The 14,158-nt window shown below is 64.1% G+C and carries 12 protein-coding genes; 7 read left to right on the top strand and 5 right to left on the bottom strand.

What is annotated here, in order from left to right; translation table 11 throughout:
* Positions 1 to 11 precede the first annotated feature (11 nt).
* Positions 12 to 3,089, bottom strand: a complete 3,078-nt coding sequence (locus H7F16_RS18345; protein WP_338402030.1) for a PAS domain S-box protein — start codon at positions 3,087 to 3,089, stop codon at positions 12 to 14.
* Between the two features lie 60 nt (positions 3,090 to 3,149).
* On the opposite strand from H7F16_RS18345, the gene H7F16_RS18350 reads away from it, so the two are divergent.
* Complete coding sequence (locus H7F16_RS18350; RefSeq protein ID WP_185799099.1) at positions 3,150 to 3,317, top strand: hypothetical protein; 168 nt, start codon at positions 3,150 to 3,152, stop codon at positions 3,315 to 3,317.
* A gap of 12 nt (positions 3,318 to 3,329) precedes the next feature.
* Positions 3,330 to 4,148, top strand: coding sequence for an aldo/keto reductase (locus H7F16_RS18355; RefSeq protein WP_185799100.1), 819 nt, complete (start codon positions 3,330 to 3,332; stop codon positions 4,146 to 4,148).
* Here the strand turns inward: H7F16_RS18355 and H7F16_RS18360 are convergent.
* The 4 genes from H7F16_RS18360 to H7F16_RS18375 form a co-directional block, all read right to left on the bottom strand.
* Positions 4,141 to 5,301: an OpgC family protein gene (locus H7F16_RS18360; RefSeq protein WP_241741522.1), complete on the bottom strand. Its 1,161-nt coding sequence runs from the start codon at positions 5,299 to 5,301 to the stop codon at positions 4,141 to 4,143. The genes H7F16_RS18355 and H7F16_RS18360 overlap by 8 nt on opposite strands.
* Before the next feature lie 134 nt (positions 5,302 to 5,435).
* The gene (gene mdoH / locus H7F16_RS18365; RefSeq protein WP_185799101.1) at positions 5,436 to 7,229 is read right to left on the bottom strand and encodes a glucans biosynthesis glucosyltransferase MdoH; all 1,794 of its coding nucleotides are present in this window, start codon (positions 7,227 to 7,229) and stop codon (positions 5,436 to 5,438) included.
* A 3-nt stretch (positions 7,230 to 7,232) separates the two neighbouring features.
* Positions 7,233 to 7,427, bottom strand: coding sequence for a hypothetical protein (locus tag H7F16_RS18370; protein ID WP_185799102.1), 195 nt, complete (start codon positions 7,425 to 7,427; stop codon positions 7,233 to 7,235).
* Positions 7,409 to 8,998 carry an OpgD/OpgG family glucan biosynthesis protein gene (locus H7F16_RS18375; protein WP_241741523.1) on the bottom strand — a complete coding sequence of 530 codons (1,590 nt, stop codon included), beginning with the start codon at positions 8,996 to 8,998 and terminating at the stop codon, positions 7,409 to 7,411. The genes H7F16_RS18370 and H7F16_RS18375 overlap by 19 nt, the downstream gene beginning before the upstream one ends.
* A gap of 541 nt (positions 8,999 to 9,539) precedes the next feature.
* Here H7F16_RS18375 and H7F16_RS18380 point away from each other — a divergent pair.
* The 5 genes from H7F16_RS18380 (at position 9,540) to cpaB (ending at position 14,102) form a co-directional block, all read left to right on the top strand.
* Positions 9,540 to 10,061, top strand: coding sequence for a tetratricopeptide repeat protein (locus tag H7F16_RS18380; RefSeq protein WP_185799104.1), 522 nt, complete (start codon positions 9,540 to 9,542; stop codon positions 10,059 to 10,061).
* An 8-nt stretch (positions 10,062 to 10,069) separates the two neighbouring features.
* The gene (locus tag H7F16_RS18385) at positions 10,070 to 10,555 is read left to right on the top strand and encodes a prepilin peptidase (protein ID WP_185799105.1); all 486 of its coding nucleotides are present in this window, start codon (positions 10,070 to 10,072) and stop codon (positions 10,553 to 10,555) included.
* Between the two features lie 119 nt (positions 10,556 to 10,674).
* The gene (locus H7F16_RS18390) at positions 10,675 to 12,327 is read left to right on the top strand and encodes a TadE/TadG family type IV pilus assembly protein (RefSeq protein ID WP_185799106.1); all 1,653 of its coding nucleotides are present in this window, start codon (positions 10,675 to 10,677) and stop codon (positions 12,325 to 12,327) included.
* 348 nt (positions 12,328 to 12,675) lie between these two features.
* On the top strand, positions 12,676 to 12,867 hold the full coding sequence (locus tag H7F16_RS18395; protein WP_206682620.1) for a hypothetical protein: 192 nt from the start codon (positions 12,676 to 12,678) through the stop codon (positions 12,865 to 12,867).
* A 206-nt stretch (positions 12,868 to 13,073) separates the two neighbouring features.
* Positions 13,074 to 14,102 carry a Flp pilus assembly protein CpaB gene (cpaB, locus tag H7F16_RS18400; protein ID WP_185799108.1) on the top strand — a complete coding sequence of 343 codons (1,029 nt, stop codon included), beginning with the start codon at positions 13,074 to 13,076 and terminating at the stop codon, positions 14,100 to 14,102.
* Positions 14,103 to 14,158: the final 56 nt, after the last annotated feature.

A 14,158-nucleotide genomic window follows, 5' to 3' on the forward strand; every position in this document is an offset into this window, starting at 1 on the left:
GCTCGCGGCTGTCAAAGGGTTTCTGACCCTTCCTGAACGCTCTGCACCAAAGCCGCCACCCGCGCCGCAAGGTCGGCACGGCGGACGGGTTTGGGCAGATGCGCGGCAAAGCCGGAGGCAAGATATTCATCGACCTGATGCGCCATCGCGTTGGCGGTTACGGCAACGGCGGGCGGAGCAACGGTGCCGCTGTTTTCCGCAAGCCGCCGGATTTCGCGCAAGGCGGTGATCCCGTCCATTTCCGGCATGGCAATGTCGAAACACAGAATGTCGAACCGGCCCGGCGCCCAGGCCTCGACAGCCTGCCTGCCGTTTTCAACCAGCAAGGTCTCGATTCCCATGCGCTTGAGAAAGGCGTCGATGATCTGGAGGTTGATCGGATTGTCATCGGCCACCAGCGCGCGCACGCCGTGCAGGGCGGGCAGTTCGGTGCCGCGCGGCGGCGTGGCCTCGGCGGGTGCGACCGCAGGAAGGGGCAGCGTGACGCGAACGGTCGTGCCCTTGTCGGGCGCACTGTCGATCTCGATCCGCCCGTCCATCATCGCCGTCAGGCGGCGCACGATGGACATGCCCAAGCCCGTGCCACCGTAGCGCCGCGTCATGCTTGGGTCGGCCTGTTCGAAATCGTCGAAAATCCGCGCCTTCTGGTCCGCCGACATGCCGATGCCCGTATCCCTCACCTCGATCGTCAGGGGTTCGGCCGCTCCGCCGGTAATCCGCAAGACCACGCTGCCGGTTTCGGTGAACTTGACCGCGTTGCTCAGCAGATTGTGCAAGATCTGCGAAAGCCGGTGCGCGTCGCCCGTCCGCAAGGGCAGATCGGCGGGAAAATCCTTGTGGAAGGCCAGCCCCTTTTCCTCGGCCTTCAGCCGGTGCAAGGCACCGACCTTGCGGCCGATCTCCGAAGGCGAGAAGGTGTCCTGCACCAGTTGCAGCTTTCCGGCCTCGATCTTCGACATGTCGAGGATGTCGTTCAGGATGGTCAGAAGCGTCTCGCCCGATTCACGGATGGTCTGGGCCGTGCGGGCAAGGTCGGGGTCGGACAGATCGGCGGCAAGAAGATCGGCCATGCCGAGAATGCCGTTGAGCGGCGTCCTGATCTCGTGGCTCATGTTGGCAAGGAACAGCGATTTCGACCGGCTCGCCTCTTCGGCGCGTTCGCGGGCATCGTGAAGCTCGGTCACATCGACCCGCAGGCCCACGCTGCCACCGTCCGGCGTCTTGCGTTCGAATATCCGCAACACGCGCCCGTTGCCCAGACGCTGCTCTATCATCGGGCCGGGGTTCAGGTGCTTGTGCATCCGCTCGGCAAGCCATGTCTCTTCCCGTCCCACGGCTTCGGCATATTGGCCGCGTTTCAGGCCGTAGCGCAGGATATCGACGAAAGCGGTGCCGCGGATCATGGCGGGGGCGCTTTCGGCATAGATTTCCTTGTAGCGCCCGTTGGCGATCACCAGACGGTCGTCGGCATCGTAAAGCACGAAACCGTCCGGCAGCGCCTCGACAGCGGTGACGAGTTGCTCGCGCGCGGCGATGGCGGCCCGTTCGGCCTGCTGCAAACGCTCCTCGCGCAGCTTGCGGTCGGTGATATCCTCGACAAGGCTCCAGATCAGCACCCGGCCGTTGTCATCGGTGATGCGCACGGCATTGCAAAGCGCGGGGAACTGTCGGCCATCCTTGCGCAGAAACGCCTTTTCGAACGGCCCGCACCGCCCCGTGGCCCTGAGGATTTCGATCTGCGCGGCATCGACCGCATGGAATTCGGGCGGGCAGACCTCGAAATAGGTCAGCGCCAGCAGTTCGGGGCGCGTATAGCCCGTATAGGACATGAAGGCCGCGTTCGCATCGACCATCGCCCCCGTTTCCAGATCGTTCAGCACAATTCCCACGGGCGACAGGTCAAACAGCGCCTCGAGCAGGGTATCGCGGTAGCGCAGCACGGCCTCGTTTTGGACGGCTTCGGTGATGTCGCGGGCGATGAACAGATACCCCGGCTTCGAGGACGCATCATAAGGCGTCCGGGCCGAGGCCGAGAGTTCGTACCAGAATGTCTGTTCGCCGTCCGGCGGCGTCAGTCTGTACCGCTTGCCGCGTGACAGGCCCGTCGCATCGACCTCGCGCATGGCTTCGACCGCGATGGCCGCCACATCGGGGGGCAGCACCTCGGCCATGGGACGGCCGATGAAATGGTCGGGCGGAAGGAAAAGCGGCACACCTTCGGCAACATGGTAGCCGATGAAATTGCCGTCATAGTCCACCTCGAAAATCGGGTCGGGAATGGCGGCGAGCGTGGCCTGAAGGCGGTTCCGCTCTTGCTCCAGATTGTGTTCGAGCCGCTTGCGTTCGGTGATGTCCTCGAATGTCCCGAAGATGCGCGCGATATGCCCGCGGCGCCATTCGACCCCCGCCGTGCTGCGCACCCAGCGGGGGCGTCCCTTGGCGGTCGAGAACTGGAGTTCGAGGTCGAAGGGCGTTCCCTCCTTCATCAGCGCGTTGAAATGCGCCACCACGACCGCCCGACTTTCGGGCGCATAGAAATCGAGCGCCGTCTCCAAGGCGACAGCCGCCCCCTGCGGCATGCCGTGAATCCGGTAGGTCTCGGGCGACCAGAAGATCGCCCCGCTTTCTACGTCGATCTCCCAGCTTCCGACACCCGAAACCGCTTCGATCCGGGCATGGTGAAACGCCGCGCGGCGGCGTTCGGTCACGTCGCGCGCGGTGGCATAGACCAGCCCTCTGGCCGCGTCGAAGCTGCCGCTCCATTCCAGTTCGTGCCACGTGCCATCCCTGGCGCGCAGCCGGTTCACGAAATGCCGCGACGCACCGTCACGCAGCGAGGCGACAGCGGTGTTGGTGTCTTCAAGGTCGTCGGGATGGACGAAATCGCTTAAAGGCCTTCCCACCACTTCGGCGGGCGTCCAGCCGAGAATCGGCTCCCATGCCGGATTTACCGCGTGGACGTAGCCCTGCATGTCACCGATACAAAGCATATCGGCGGAAGCTTCGAAGAAATTGGCGAAACCCTTGTCTTCCACGCGCCCCTCTCGGTGACCTTGCCCATCGACCGCCCCGGAGGGTGACAAGATCACACTGCCCCTTCACGTTAACATTTATTATCGAAACGGCACAACCTTGGCCCCATGCCGCAGATGTCGCAGTGGGGCCAGAAATCGGGCCAGAAATCGGGTCGGGCGGCGGGCTTTGCCAAAGGTCGCGTCGGGGAACGCGGGCGCGGGTGCGGCGTTGCGCTTCTGTCGGTCGGGGTGCGGCACTGGACGCCGCTCAGGCTTGGCGCATATTCCGCCGGACCGATCTGAAAAGGAAAAGACATGCAAACCCGTCTCGCGCTGAACGATGGCCAGAGCCTGCCGCAACTCGGCTTCGGTCTGTGGCAGGTGCCGCAAGACCAGACCGCCCGCGTCGTGCGCGAGGGTTTGGCGGCAGGCTACCGGCTGATCGACGGCGCTGCGATCTATGGCAACGAGGCGGGCTTGGGCGAGGGCCTGCGCAGCACCGATGTCGCGCGGGACGAGATCTTCGTCACGACCAAGGTCTGGAACGACCACCACGGCCATGACGCCGCCCGACGCGCGGCAGACGAAAGCCTGAAGCGGATCGGGGTCGACTACCTCGATTGCCTGCTGATCCACTGGCCATGCCCCGACCATGACCGCTACGTCGAAACATGGCGCGCGCTGATCGAACTGCGCGCCGAAGGTCGCGTGCGGTCCATCGGGGTGTCGAATTTCATGGCCCCGCATCTGGAACGGCTGGTCGGCGAAACCGGTGTCGCGCCGGTGCTGAACCAGATCGAATTGCACCCGCGTCTGGCGCAGGCCGATCTGCGCGCCCTGCACCGGCGCATGGGAATCGTGACGCAAAGCTGGACGCCGCTCGGGCAGGGGCGGTCGTTCGATGCGCCTGCGGTTCAGGCCGCAGCCGCCCGCACGGGCAAGACCCCCGCGCAGGTCATCCTGCGCTGGCATCTGCAACTGGGCTGCGCGGTGATCCCGCGTTCGACCCGCGCGGCGGGGCTGGCCGAGAACCTCGATCTGTTCGGCTTTGCCCTGACCGATGACGACATGGCCGCCATCGCCCGCCTTGACGCGGCCGAGCGGACGGGGCCTGACCCGCTGCTGTTCAGCTAGTGCGGGGCTTGGGCCAATACTGGCGGGCGGCGGCCAAGGCGAATTGCGCCGCCAGCCCCGTCGCCAGCAAGGCACTGTCCAGCGCGAGGCTGTCGCCAAGCGCATGTTTCACCCCCTGAAAGGCGATGCACAGCACCGATCCCAGCGCAAAGACCGGCAATGCCTGACGGCCCAGCAGCTCGAAGGGTTTGGCGAAGACGCTGCCGCAGGCGCGGCGGACGGCCGGAAAGGTCGACAGGAAATAGGCCAGCGCCAGAATGTGCAAAAGCCGCGGGGCGGTGACATAGCTTTTCTCGAAAGCGGTCAGGAACCACGGCAGGCCCAGCCTGTCCTGCAACAGCCAAAGCGTGCCGCCCATCGCCTTGGACACCTCGGGCACCTGCGCGGCAACGGCGGCGAACAGCACGAACCCGCCTGTCAGCACCTGCAACCACCGCTTCACCGGCACAAAGCGCCGCCCGTCCTTCATGGCGACCCCGGTCAGCAGGCCGGTGATGAAGATCACCTGCCAGGTGAGCGGATTGAAGAACCACCCCCCCGGCGTGGGATAGTTCGGAAGGCTCAGATGCCACTGCCCCGCCGCCGCCCACAGCAGGACCGATCCCGCCATCAGCCACAGCGGTTTGCGCCACGCGGCCATCAGCATCAGCGGCGCGACAGCCAGCAGCACCAGATAAAGCGGCAGGATGTTCACATAGCCGAACTGGTGCGTGAGCAGCGTCAGGCCGATAAAGGCCCGCAGCGGATCGCTGAACACCTCGTCCATCTGGTTCAGGAACAGAACCTCGGAATTGTGCAGGAACACCGCCACCGCCGAGGCCGAGGCCAGCGCTGCCATCGTGGTCAGGATATGCACCATGTAAAGCGTCCAGACCCGTTTCCACACACGGCCGAACCCGACCCAAAGCCGCATCGGCGCGCGGAAGTCGGCCGAATAGGCCAGCCCCGCCGCGATGCCCGACATCAGCACAAAGCCTTCGGCGGCGTCGGAAAAGCCGAAATTCCGGCTGGTGTAATCCTCGTAAAGGTTCTTCGGCACGTGGTTGATGAAGATCATCACAAGGCAAAGCCCGCGAAACACGTCGAGCCGCGGATCGCGCGGCGATTTCACCCGCATCGGGGCGGTCTGGGCTGTCATCGACTGGTTGTTCATGGCTCACCGCTCACGCCGGAAGGGCAGTGCTGCGGCCCGGCTGGTCGCGCGCCTATTGCCTTGTGACCGTGCGGCCTGCAAGTGATGCAGTTTTGTGACGCTTTTATAGGCGAAGCTTTGCCGCCCGGCGCACCTCAGGCCCGTGCGGGCCGCGCGCCCAGATCGGCGACCTGTTCGGGCAGATCGGCGGCCACCATCTGCCAGCGCGTCAGCACCGCATCTTGCAGGTCCATCACCGGAGCCGCCGCCAATTCCGTCGGCGTCAGGAAAAGGCCCGACCGGCTGGGATGCGAGGTCCATGCGATCAGCACCGGGGCCAGAACCATCGGCAGGGCAACGGGCAACAGCCACAGCACCAGCGCGGGCGCGAACCATTGCGCGGCCCCCAGCACCACGACCCCCGTGGTCACGATCCAATGCGATGCCGCCCATGCTTCGGCCAGCGTCAGGCTGCCGTCGCCACGCGATTGCGCGGGCCAACCGCCATCGGCGCCGCGCAGCACCTGCAGGACCGAGCGCGTCTGGAACATCAGGAAGATCGGCGCGGTGATCGACGACAGCACCAGCTCGGCAAGGGTCGATTGCGTTGCCCGCAACGCCCCGCCGAAGCCGCGCACCCGCCCCCGCAGCGCCGCATCAAGCACGATCAGCACCTTGGGCAGGAACAAAAGCCCCACCACGCCGATGGCCAACCCCAGCGCCTTTGACACCTGACTGACGGGCAGCACGGGGAAGGGCCAGCTTTCGATGGGGAAATAGTCGATCGGCGGCGCGAAAAGCGGGGCGGCGATGGATGCGGCAAGAAAGGCCAGCCAGAACACAGGCGCGATATAGGCAAGGATGCCTTGCAAAAAGACGAACCGGCTCCACGGCTTCAGCCCCGGAGCCAGCAAGAGACGGCTGTGTTGCAGGTTCCCCTGGCACCAGCGGCGGTCGCGCTTGGCGTGGTCGATGATGTTCTCGGGCGCCTCTTCATAGCTGCCCTGAAGGTCGTCATCCACCCGCACCGTCCAGCCCGCCCGCGCCAGAAGCGCGGCCTCGACATAGTCATGGCTCATGATATGCCCGCCAAAGGGCGGCTTGCCCGACAGTTCCGGCAGGGCGCAGCTTTCGGCAAAGGCCCGCATCCGCACGATGGCATTATGCCCCCAGAACGGCCCTGTCCGCCCCTGCATCATCGCAAGCCCGCGCGCGAAGATCGGTGAATAGAAGGCTCCGGCGAACTGCATGGTCCGGCCAAAGCGCGAACGGGCGTGAATGATCGTGGGCAGGGTCTGCAACAGGCCAAGCGCGGGTGCAGCCTCCATCCGGCGAACCATCTCGACCAGCGTCGCACCCTCCATCAGGCTGTCGGCATCGAGGATCACGCCGTAATCATAGGCGGCGCCCGACCGCTTGATGAACTCCTCGATATTGCCCGCCTTGCGCCCTTTGTTCTTGGTGCGGCGGCGATAGAAGATGCGCCCTTCGCCATCGGTATCGGCCAGCAGGCGCAGGAACCACATCCGCTCGCGCGCGGCGATGGCGTCGTCACGCGTGTCCGACAGGATGGCAAAGTGGAACAGATGCCCCATTCCCGTCCGCCGCAGCGAAGCCTCCATCGCCGCGATGCGGGCAAAGGTGGCGACGGGGTCCTCGTTGTAGACCGGCACCAGAATCGCGGTGCGCGCGGTCAGCGCCCCTGTATGGCGCGGCGGCAAGGGCGGGCGCGTGGTCAGCCCCGCCAGCGCGGTGATCGCCCCCCATGCCAGCCAGAAGGTCGACGCGAAGATCAGCGCCGAACGCAGGATGTCAAAGCTGTCCAGCCCGTCTGCCGCCCCGAACTGCAAGAACAGCAGGAACCCCCCGTAAGCGGCTGCCAGACTCGCCCCCAAGGCCAGCGTCCGGGTGAGGATCACCCGGCGTTGCAAAGGGGCAGAGCGGGTCATGGCTTAATGTCCGGCCTTCGGTTCGGGCAGGTGCAGACGCAGGCGGAACAGGTTGAACACGCTTTGCGTCAAAGGCGATTCAAGCGCCTGCACCGGCATCGAAAGCGGTGCTTCGGGCAATGCGCCCAGATCCTCGGCCAGACGGTCAAGATCGAACTGTTCCTGCTGCGACAGGTCCATCATTTCGCGTTGATCCATTGATAAAGCCAGGTTTCGGTCAGTTTGCGTCCATATCCCGCAATATGGGCACCCAGTTCGACAACGGCAGCATCCGCCGCCGAAATATCGATCACGAGCCGCCAAATATCGGTATTTGCGACTTTTTCAAGCGTCGTGCCCGTCAATTCACCATTGGCGATGGTGACCACGGGTTCGACCGTCGCCTCGGCTTCGAGAGCGGCCAGCCAGCCGCCCTTGAAGTCGACCACGAACTTGCGGGTTCCGGTCTGCGCCTCGACACCCGAGACGCCGCCGTGTCCGGCGCGGGTTTCATGCACGATCGCCAGCTCAAGCGTCGGATCGACCGGCAGGTCGCCCCAATGCAGGCGGTAGGCGAATTCACGCGCGTCGCCTGCCTTGACCGGCGCTTCGGGCACCCAATAGGCCACGATGTTGTCATTGGCCTCGAGGTCCGAGGGGATTTCCACCAGCCGCACATGGCCCGTGCCCCAGTCACCCAGCGGCTCGACGTCAAGCGAGGGGCGGCGTTCGTAATGCGCGCCGGTGTCCTGATAGCTGTCGAAAGCGCGGTCGCGCTGGTGCAGGCCAAAGCGGTGCGGCGCGGTTTCCGCGAAATACGATCCCGTCAGTTGCGGCGGATTGTTCAGCGGCCGCCAGATCACGTCGCCGTCCGACCGTTCGATCCGCAGCCCGTCACTGTCATGCACGTTGGGGCGATAGTCGTCGAACTTGGCGCGGTTCTTCTCGGAGAAGAGGAACATCGAGGTGAGCGGCGCGATGCCCAACTCGGCCACGTCCTGACGGAAGAACAGGCGGCAGGTCACATCCATCACCGTTTCCGCGCCGGGGGTGATGGCGAAGCGGTAGGCGCCCGTCACGCTCGGCCCTTCGAGGGTGGCGTAGACGACGATCGTCTCGCTGTCGTTCCGCTCCATGTAGAAACGCGAGAAGCGGGGGAATTCCTCGCCCTTGTCGGTCGCGGTGTTCAGCGCAAGCCCGCGCGCCGAAAGCCCGTAGGCCGAGCCGCGACCCAGCGCACGGAAATAGCTGGCCCCGACAAAGGCCGCCAGCTCGTCCCACTTGTCGGGCCGGTTGAGCGGGTTGTTCAGACGGAAGCCCGCGACGCCGGGAAGCTTGGCATGTTCGGGCACGCGCTTGGCAAGGTCGTTCAGATACTCGAAATCATCGGTCGAGAACTGCATTTCGGTCGCCATGCCGCCCGCGACCTCGAAGATGCGGACAGGTTCGGGGAACAGCCAGCCCATGTGAAAAGCGGCCAGCCGGAAATGCGAGTCGGTGTCGGCCCAGCGGGCATGGTCGTCGCGGAAGCGGATCAGGCGATAGTCATCATAGCTCAGATCGCCAAGGAACCCTTCGGGGGCCGGCGCGGTCGTGTGCGGCTTGGTGGCAAGCTGCTTCATTTCCTCCGACAGGCCGTCGAAGCTGAATTGCTGCGGCGCAGCAGGGGCGGGCGTCGGCGTGGCACCCGCCTCTTGCGCCTGTGCAAAGCGGGGCAGGCCAAGCACGGCCGCCGGTGCCAGAGCGGCAGCGAATGACAGCAGCGCGCGGCGCGAAACGAGGTCGTTCATCGTCCGGTATGTCGACATAGAAGCCATAACCCAAAGGGATAACGCGCAAGGAGGAGGGGGCGCGACTCAGGCGCGGATATAGATGCGAGCGCAAGCGGACTGCAAGCGGGCATCAAGCGCCTGTGAAGGGAACGGCGATAAATTGCTTTCCTTATTTCAACGCATTGCACGGAAATTGCGCGCAAGCGATGCTGCAAGTGCGAAAGTTGCGCAGGCGGCCCTGCGGTGCGGCCCGCGCGCCCCGTGCCGCAGGCGGGCGCAGGGCGTTACTTCCCTCATTTTGACATCTCTTCCCCCCGCGCGGGCTGGCGGCGACGCCCCCGCCGCCGATTCCCTGCACCGCGCCGCCCTTGTGCCGCGTCACCGTCGCGGATGGGCCGGAAACGACATGCGACGATTCCGATTTTCCAATTTCTGTCAAAGGCTTGCGTGATCTAGTGTCGATAATGTCACAAGCCACCCGACGAAAGGGGAGGCCAGTTTACGTAATTAAGTATTGTTAATAGGATTGGACCAACAATTTTTGAAAACGGTAAATCCCATGCGCGCTATACTTGTTTGCAGCGTCTTCCTTGGCCTCGCTGCGTGCACCGAGAACGGTCTTGGCGATCTGTCCTCGACGGCTGACGGCGCAGCCTCGGTGGCCGATACCTCGAACCTTGCGTATTATCCGGACGACCAGTTGATCGTTTCGGGCAAGACGCAGTTCCGCGAGGGGAATTACGGCAAGGCGTTCACCGCCTTCAAAAAGGCTCTGGACGTGCAGCCGAAGGACCCGCAGGCCCTGCTCGGCTTTGCGGCGGCGGCCGACATGCTGCGCCGTTTCGATCAGGCCGATGCCGCCTATCGCACCTTGCAGCCGATGATCGGCAACCGGATCGAGTTCCACAACAACTTCGGCTATTCGATGTTGCTGCGTGGCAACCTCAAGGCCGCGCGCAAGCATTTCCTGATCGCCTACGAGATGGACCCCTCGAACCAGTTCGCGGCGAACAACCTCGAACTGCTGCGCAACTCGGTGACCTATCCCAAGCGGTCGGCGGGTGACCTGCAAGGGATCTGAGCCGGACTGTGGCTGTCTTAGACATCGCCGTATCGCTGGCCGCGCTGGTTCTTTTGGCCCGCGTCGCCTGGATAGATTTCTGCACCTTGCGGATTCCCAACCGCGAGGTGCTTGTGCTTATCGCCCTCTCCGCGATCCTTCTGGTGCCGGGCGTCACGCAGGCGGGCTTTGCAAACCTTGTTCCGGGTCTTTTGCTGTTCGTCCTTGGCGTGGTGTTCTGGCTCTTGCGGATGATGGGGGCGGGCGATGCCAAGCTGTTCTTCCCGCTGGGCATCCTGATCGGGTGGAATGGCGTTCTGGTCTTTGCGCTGGGGCTGTTGCCGTTTTCGCTGGTGCTGTTGGGCTTCGTGAAACTGGCCCGCAAAGGGCTGCTGGGGCAGGGCTTCGTCGCCCGCAGGCTGGCCGAAATCGCAACCTCGGGCGGCGTTCCCTATGGCGTGCCGATGGCGGCGGCCGGTGCGGTGGCGATTTTCTGGCGTCTGACGGTCACGTGACCGCTGGCTTGCGTTCTTTACAGAGGGGCGCAGCGAGTTAATACTTGTTAAGTCGGGTGGGGGCACCCGTACGGGCAGGGTGCGGGATTTTTGCGCCTTTTTGGCACATGGGTTTGAACATGCGAAATTTCCTACGTTCCGAGCGCGGCTACGTGTTGATCCTGACGCTGATCTTCATGCCGGTCTTTATCGGTATCGGGCTTCTGGTGATCGACATCGGGCGCGGCAACAATGCACAACAGGACCATCAGGCCGCCGCCGACGCGCTGGCGCTTGCAGGGGCCAAAGAGCTTGACGGGCAGACAGACAGCATCGACCGCGCCAAGGCCGCGATGGCGCTGGTGTCGAACACGGTCAGTTTCCTGAACGTGAACCCCGCGACCAGCACGCAGACGCTGACCTATACGGTCGGCAGCACCGCCCCCTTCAACGTGATCTTCCTGCGCAACATTCCCGACAGCGACGATACGCCCATCGACCTTGCCTATGCGCAGGCCAACGTCGCCAATGACGGCACCGAGGCGCAATACGTCTACGTCTTTTCGCGCAGCAGCAGCCTGCGGTCCTTCTTCTTCAACCCGCTGACGCGCACGACCGAGGATGTCCCCGTGGGTGCGGTCGCGGTTGCCACGCTAAGCCGGTCGACCTGCGATCTTGCGCCCATCTTCATGTGCAACCCCTTTGTCGGCGACGGCGCGCAAAGCTCGAAAGAGAAACTGCTTTCGGCCTTCCTGTCGGGCAGCCTGCACGGGCGCATGGTCAAGCTTGTCGCCAGCCCCGCCGCCTCGAAGCCGGGGCCGGGCAACATCGGCTACCTGCGCACCAGCGGCAAGCGCGGCGCGGCGCAGCTTGCGGCGGCCCTTGCGGGCGAACCCTATCCCGAATGCGTCAACCTCAGCCCCACCGTCACCACCCAGACCGGCACCGTCACCTCGGCAGGGGTGGGCTTCAACACGCGTTTCGACATCCACGCCAACAACTTCGGCGGCATCTTCGGCGCAAACGGCGACTTCCCCCCCGCGAACAACGTCCGCAAGGGATGGATCAAGAACGGCGCCTCGGGCTGCGTGACCAACCCCGCGGCCTTCGATTACCTCAAGGCTCCGGTGTTCTCGGACAACCGCGATCCGGCGACAGACCTTGGTGGCGGCTATTCCGACGTGATGCGGCAGGGACCGTGGAACTTCAGCCAGTCGATCACCGTCGACGTGCGCACCTCGCCGACCAAGGTCGATACGATCACCTATCCGCCCTATTGGCAGACCATGTATCCGATCGCCACCTATCCGAACATCGGCTTTGCAACGCCCCTGTCGGTCGCCAACCAGAACATGCTTGCCGCCATGACCTCGCGGCCGGGGGCCGAACCGTCGCGCTATGACGTCTATCGCTACGAGCAGACGCATGACGTCAACGGCAACGTGGTAACCAACCTTGCCGATGCGCTGGTGAACGAACGGTCTCCGGGCGGCAGCCCGAACCCGCCCGGCGAAAAGGGGCTGCCGCAGTGCTACAGCGGCACGGCCCCGACAGGCGGGATCGACCGGCGCACCATGTTCGTCGCCGTGGTCGATTGCGCGACCAACGACACGCGCGGCAGCGCCACGGTGCCGGTGGACCTGCTGGCCAAGATCTTCCTCGTCAACCCGCTCGAGACGAGCGGCAACAACCCCGGCTCGCAGAGCATCGATTTCGAGTTCGTCGATGTGACCGAAGGCTCCAACGGCGGCCTCGAAGAGTTCCTGCGGCAAGACGCGGTGCTGGTTCGCTAGGTCAAATCCGGCAAAAATGTGGCGGGCCGGACGGGCCGCCGCGCGAATCACTCGCAGCGTGATTCCCCGACCAAAGGCTGGATCGGATGCATGAATTTGGATGTGTCTGGTGTATTTTGGTCGGGATATTTGCTGCGTGGGCAACAGTCCTTACCAAAAGGCCAAGTCTGTGATGCAAGCCGTTAACAAAAACTAACAATCACTTGACCGCTTGCACAGGGCCACGGCATTAACAATTCATAACAAGTGCGGCAAAAGTTAGTCGGTGAGTTGGAAGCAGTAAGGCGGACGGCACTTAGTGGGGGCTGGTGCCACAATCGATTTAACCTTGGAGAACGAACAATGCGTATGCTGATCTCGAATTTGATGGCCCGTTTCAACCGTGAAGAAGACGGCCTCGCCCTGACCGAATACCTCATCCTGCTCGGCCTGCTGGTCGGCGGCGTCGTGGCAGCCGTGCTGCTCATCGGCGGCGACCTGAACGCGGCTTGGACCAGCTGGTCCGACTGGTTCGCTTCGAACAACCTCGGCGCTCCGTAAGCCGACTTGTTACGGTATTCCTGAACAAGCCGGCAGCGCCCCGCGTGCTGCCGGCTTATTTCATTTCGTCTCGTGGCCGGTGCGCAAGGCGTGTCATGTGTGCCGCACAATTAAGAAACATTAATAAACCACTTCGGCGGACCGCCCCGTTCTGCTAATTTTTCGCAAAACGGGCCAGTGGCCGATACAGGGCAGGATCATTCGATATGCGGGCTTCTACCGTCATCAGTTTCGTCGTGGCACTTGTGCTGGCGGGCTTGGCCGTTATCGGCGTGCGCTCGTGGCTTCAGAACGAGCGGGCATCCATTGCCCAATCCGCGCTCCAGACCGATGCCAAGCCGAAGAATTACGTCGTCGTCGCCAAAAGCAGCCTCGGCTTCGGTGACCGGATCACGGCGGACCGTGTCGAGCTTCTGGAATGGGCCAGCGACCGCGTGCCCGAAGGCGCGTTCCGCACCGTGGAAAACCTTGTCGGCACCGGCGAGGAAGATGCCCGCTACGCGCTGTCGTCGATGGAGCCGGGCGAGCTTATCCTTCCGGGCAAGATCACCACGCCGGGCCAGCGCGCCAAACTCTCGACCGCCATCACCCCCGGCATGCGCGCCATCTCGATCCGCGTGAACGACGTTCTGGGCGTTGCGGGCTTCGTGCTTCCGGGTGACCGTGTCGATGTCATGCTGACGCGCGACGAAGGCAATGGCCCCTTCGTCGATATCCTGCTTCAGGGCGTGCGCGTCGTCGCCATCGACCAGACCGCCGACGACCGCACCGACCAGCCCAGCGTCGTGCGCACCGTGACGTTCGAGGTCACGACCGACGAAGCGCAAAAGCTGACGCTGGCGGCCAACATCGGCACCCTGTCGCTTGCGCTGCGCAACATCGGCGCGGGCCAGATGGAAAAGACCGACCGGATCACCGTGGTCGATCTGAACGAAATCGACAGCTCCAAGCGCGATCAGGAACTTGCGCGCGCGCAGGCCGAACTTGCCGCCGCACGTGCCGCGCAAGACCAGACCAGCGCCGAAGCCCTGGCTCGCGTGGCCAAGCTGGAAGCCGAGCTTGAAAAGCTGCGCACCGACGCCGCGACCACGGCGACCGCCGCGGCCGGTGCCAGTGCCGCAGCAACGGCCGACGCCGCCGCACCGGCTGCGACCGGTCCGGAATTCTCGAACGTCGGGGTTATCCGTGGCGGCCAGCGCGCCGAGTACCGTGTGCTTACGTTCTTCGGGCAGTAACCGCGACAAGACAACAAATGTCCCCTGTCAAAGGGGGCGGGTGGACAGGAAATTGG

Source organism: Paragemmobacter straminiformis (genome assembly GCF_014243445.1).
Taxonomy (GTDB): Bacteria; Pseudomonadota; Alphaproteobacteria; order Rhodobacterales; family Rhodobacteraceae; genus Paragemmobacter; species Paragemmobacter straminiformis.

Coding starts and splice junctions, on each gene's coding strand:
- H7F16_RS18360 (WP_241741522.1), bottom strand. CDS start 5,301: ATGAACAACCAGTCGATGACAGCCCAGACCGCCCCGATGCGGGTGAAA.
- H7F16_RS18370 (WP_185799102.1), bottom strand. CDS start 7,427: ATGGATCAACGCGAAATGATGGACCTGTCGCAGCAGGAACAGTTCGAT.
- H7F16_RS18380 (WP_185799104.1), top strand. CDS start 9,540: ATGCGCGCTATACTTGTTTGCAGCGTCTTCCTTGGCCTCGCTGCGTGC.
- H7F16_RS18390 (WP_185799106.1), top strand. CDS start 10,675: ATGCGAAATTTCCTACGTTCCGAGCGCGGCTACGTGTTGATCCTGACG.
- mdoH (WP_185799101.1), bottom strand. CDS start 7,229: ATGACCCGCTCTGCCCCTTTGCAACGCCGGGTGATCCTCACCCGGACG.
- H7F16_RS18395 (WP_206682620.1), top strand. CDS start 12,676: ATGCTGATCTCGAATTTGATGGCCCGTTTCAACCGTGAAGAAGACGGC.
- cpaB (WP_185799108.1), top strand. CDS start 13,074: ATGCGGGCTTCTACCGTCATCAGTTTCGTCGTGGCACTTGTGCTGGCG.
- H7F16_RS18350 (WP_185799099.1), top strand. CDS start 3,150: ATGTCGCAGTGGGGCCAGAAATCGGGCCAGAAATCGGGTCGGGCGGCG.
- H7F16_RS18355 (WP_185799100.1), top strand. CDS start 3,330: ATGCAAACCCGTCTCGCGCTGAACGATGGCCAGAGCCTGCCGCAACTC.
- H7F16_RS18375 (WP_241741523.1), bottom strand. CDS start 8,998: ATGAACGACCTCGTTTCGCGCCGCGCGCTGCTGTCATTCGCTGCCGCT.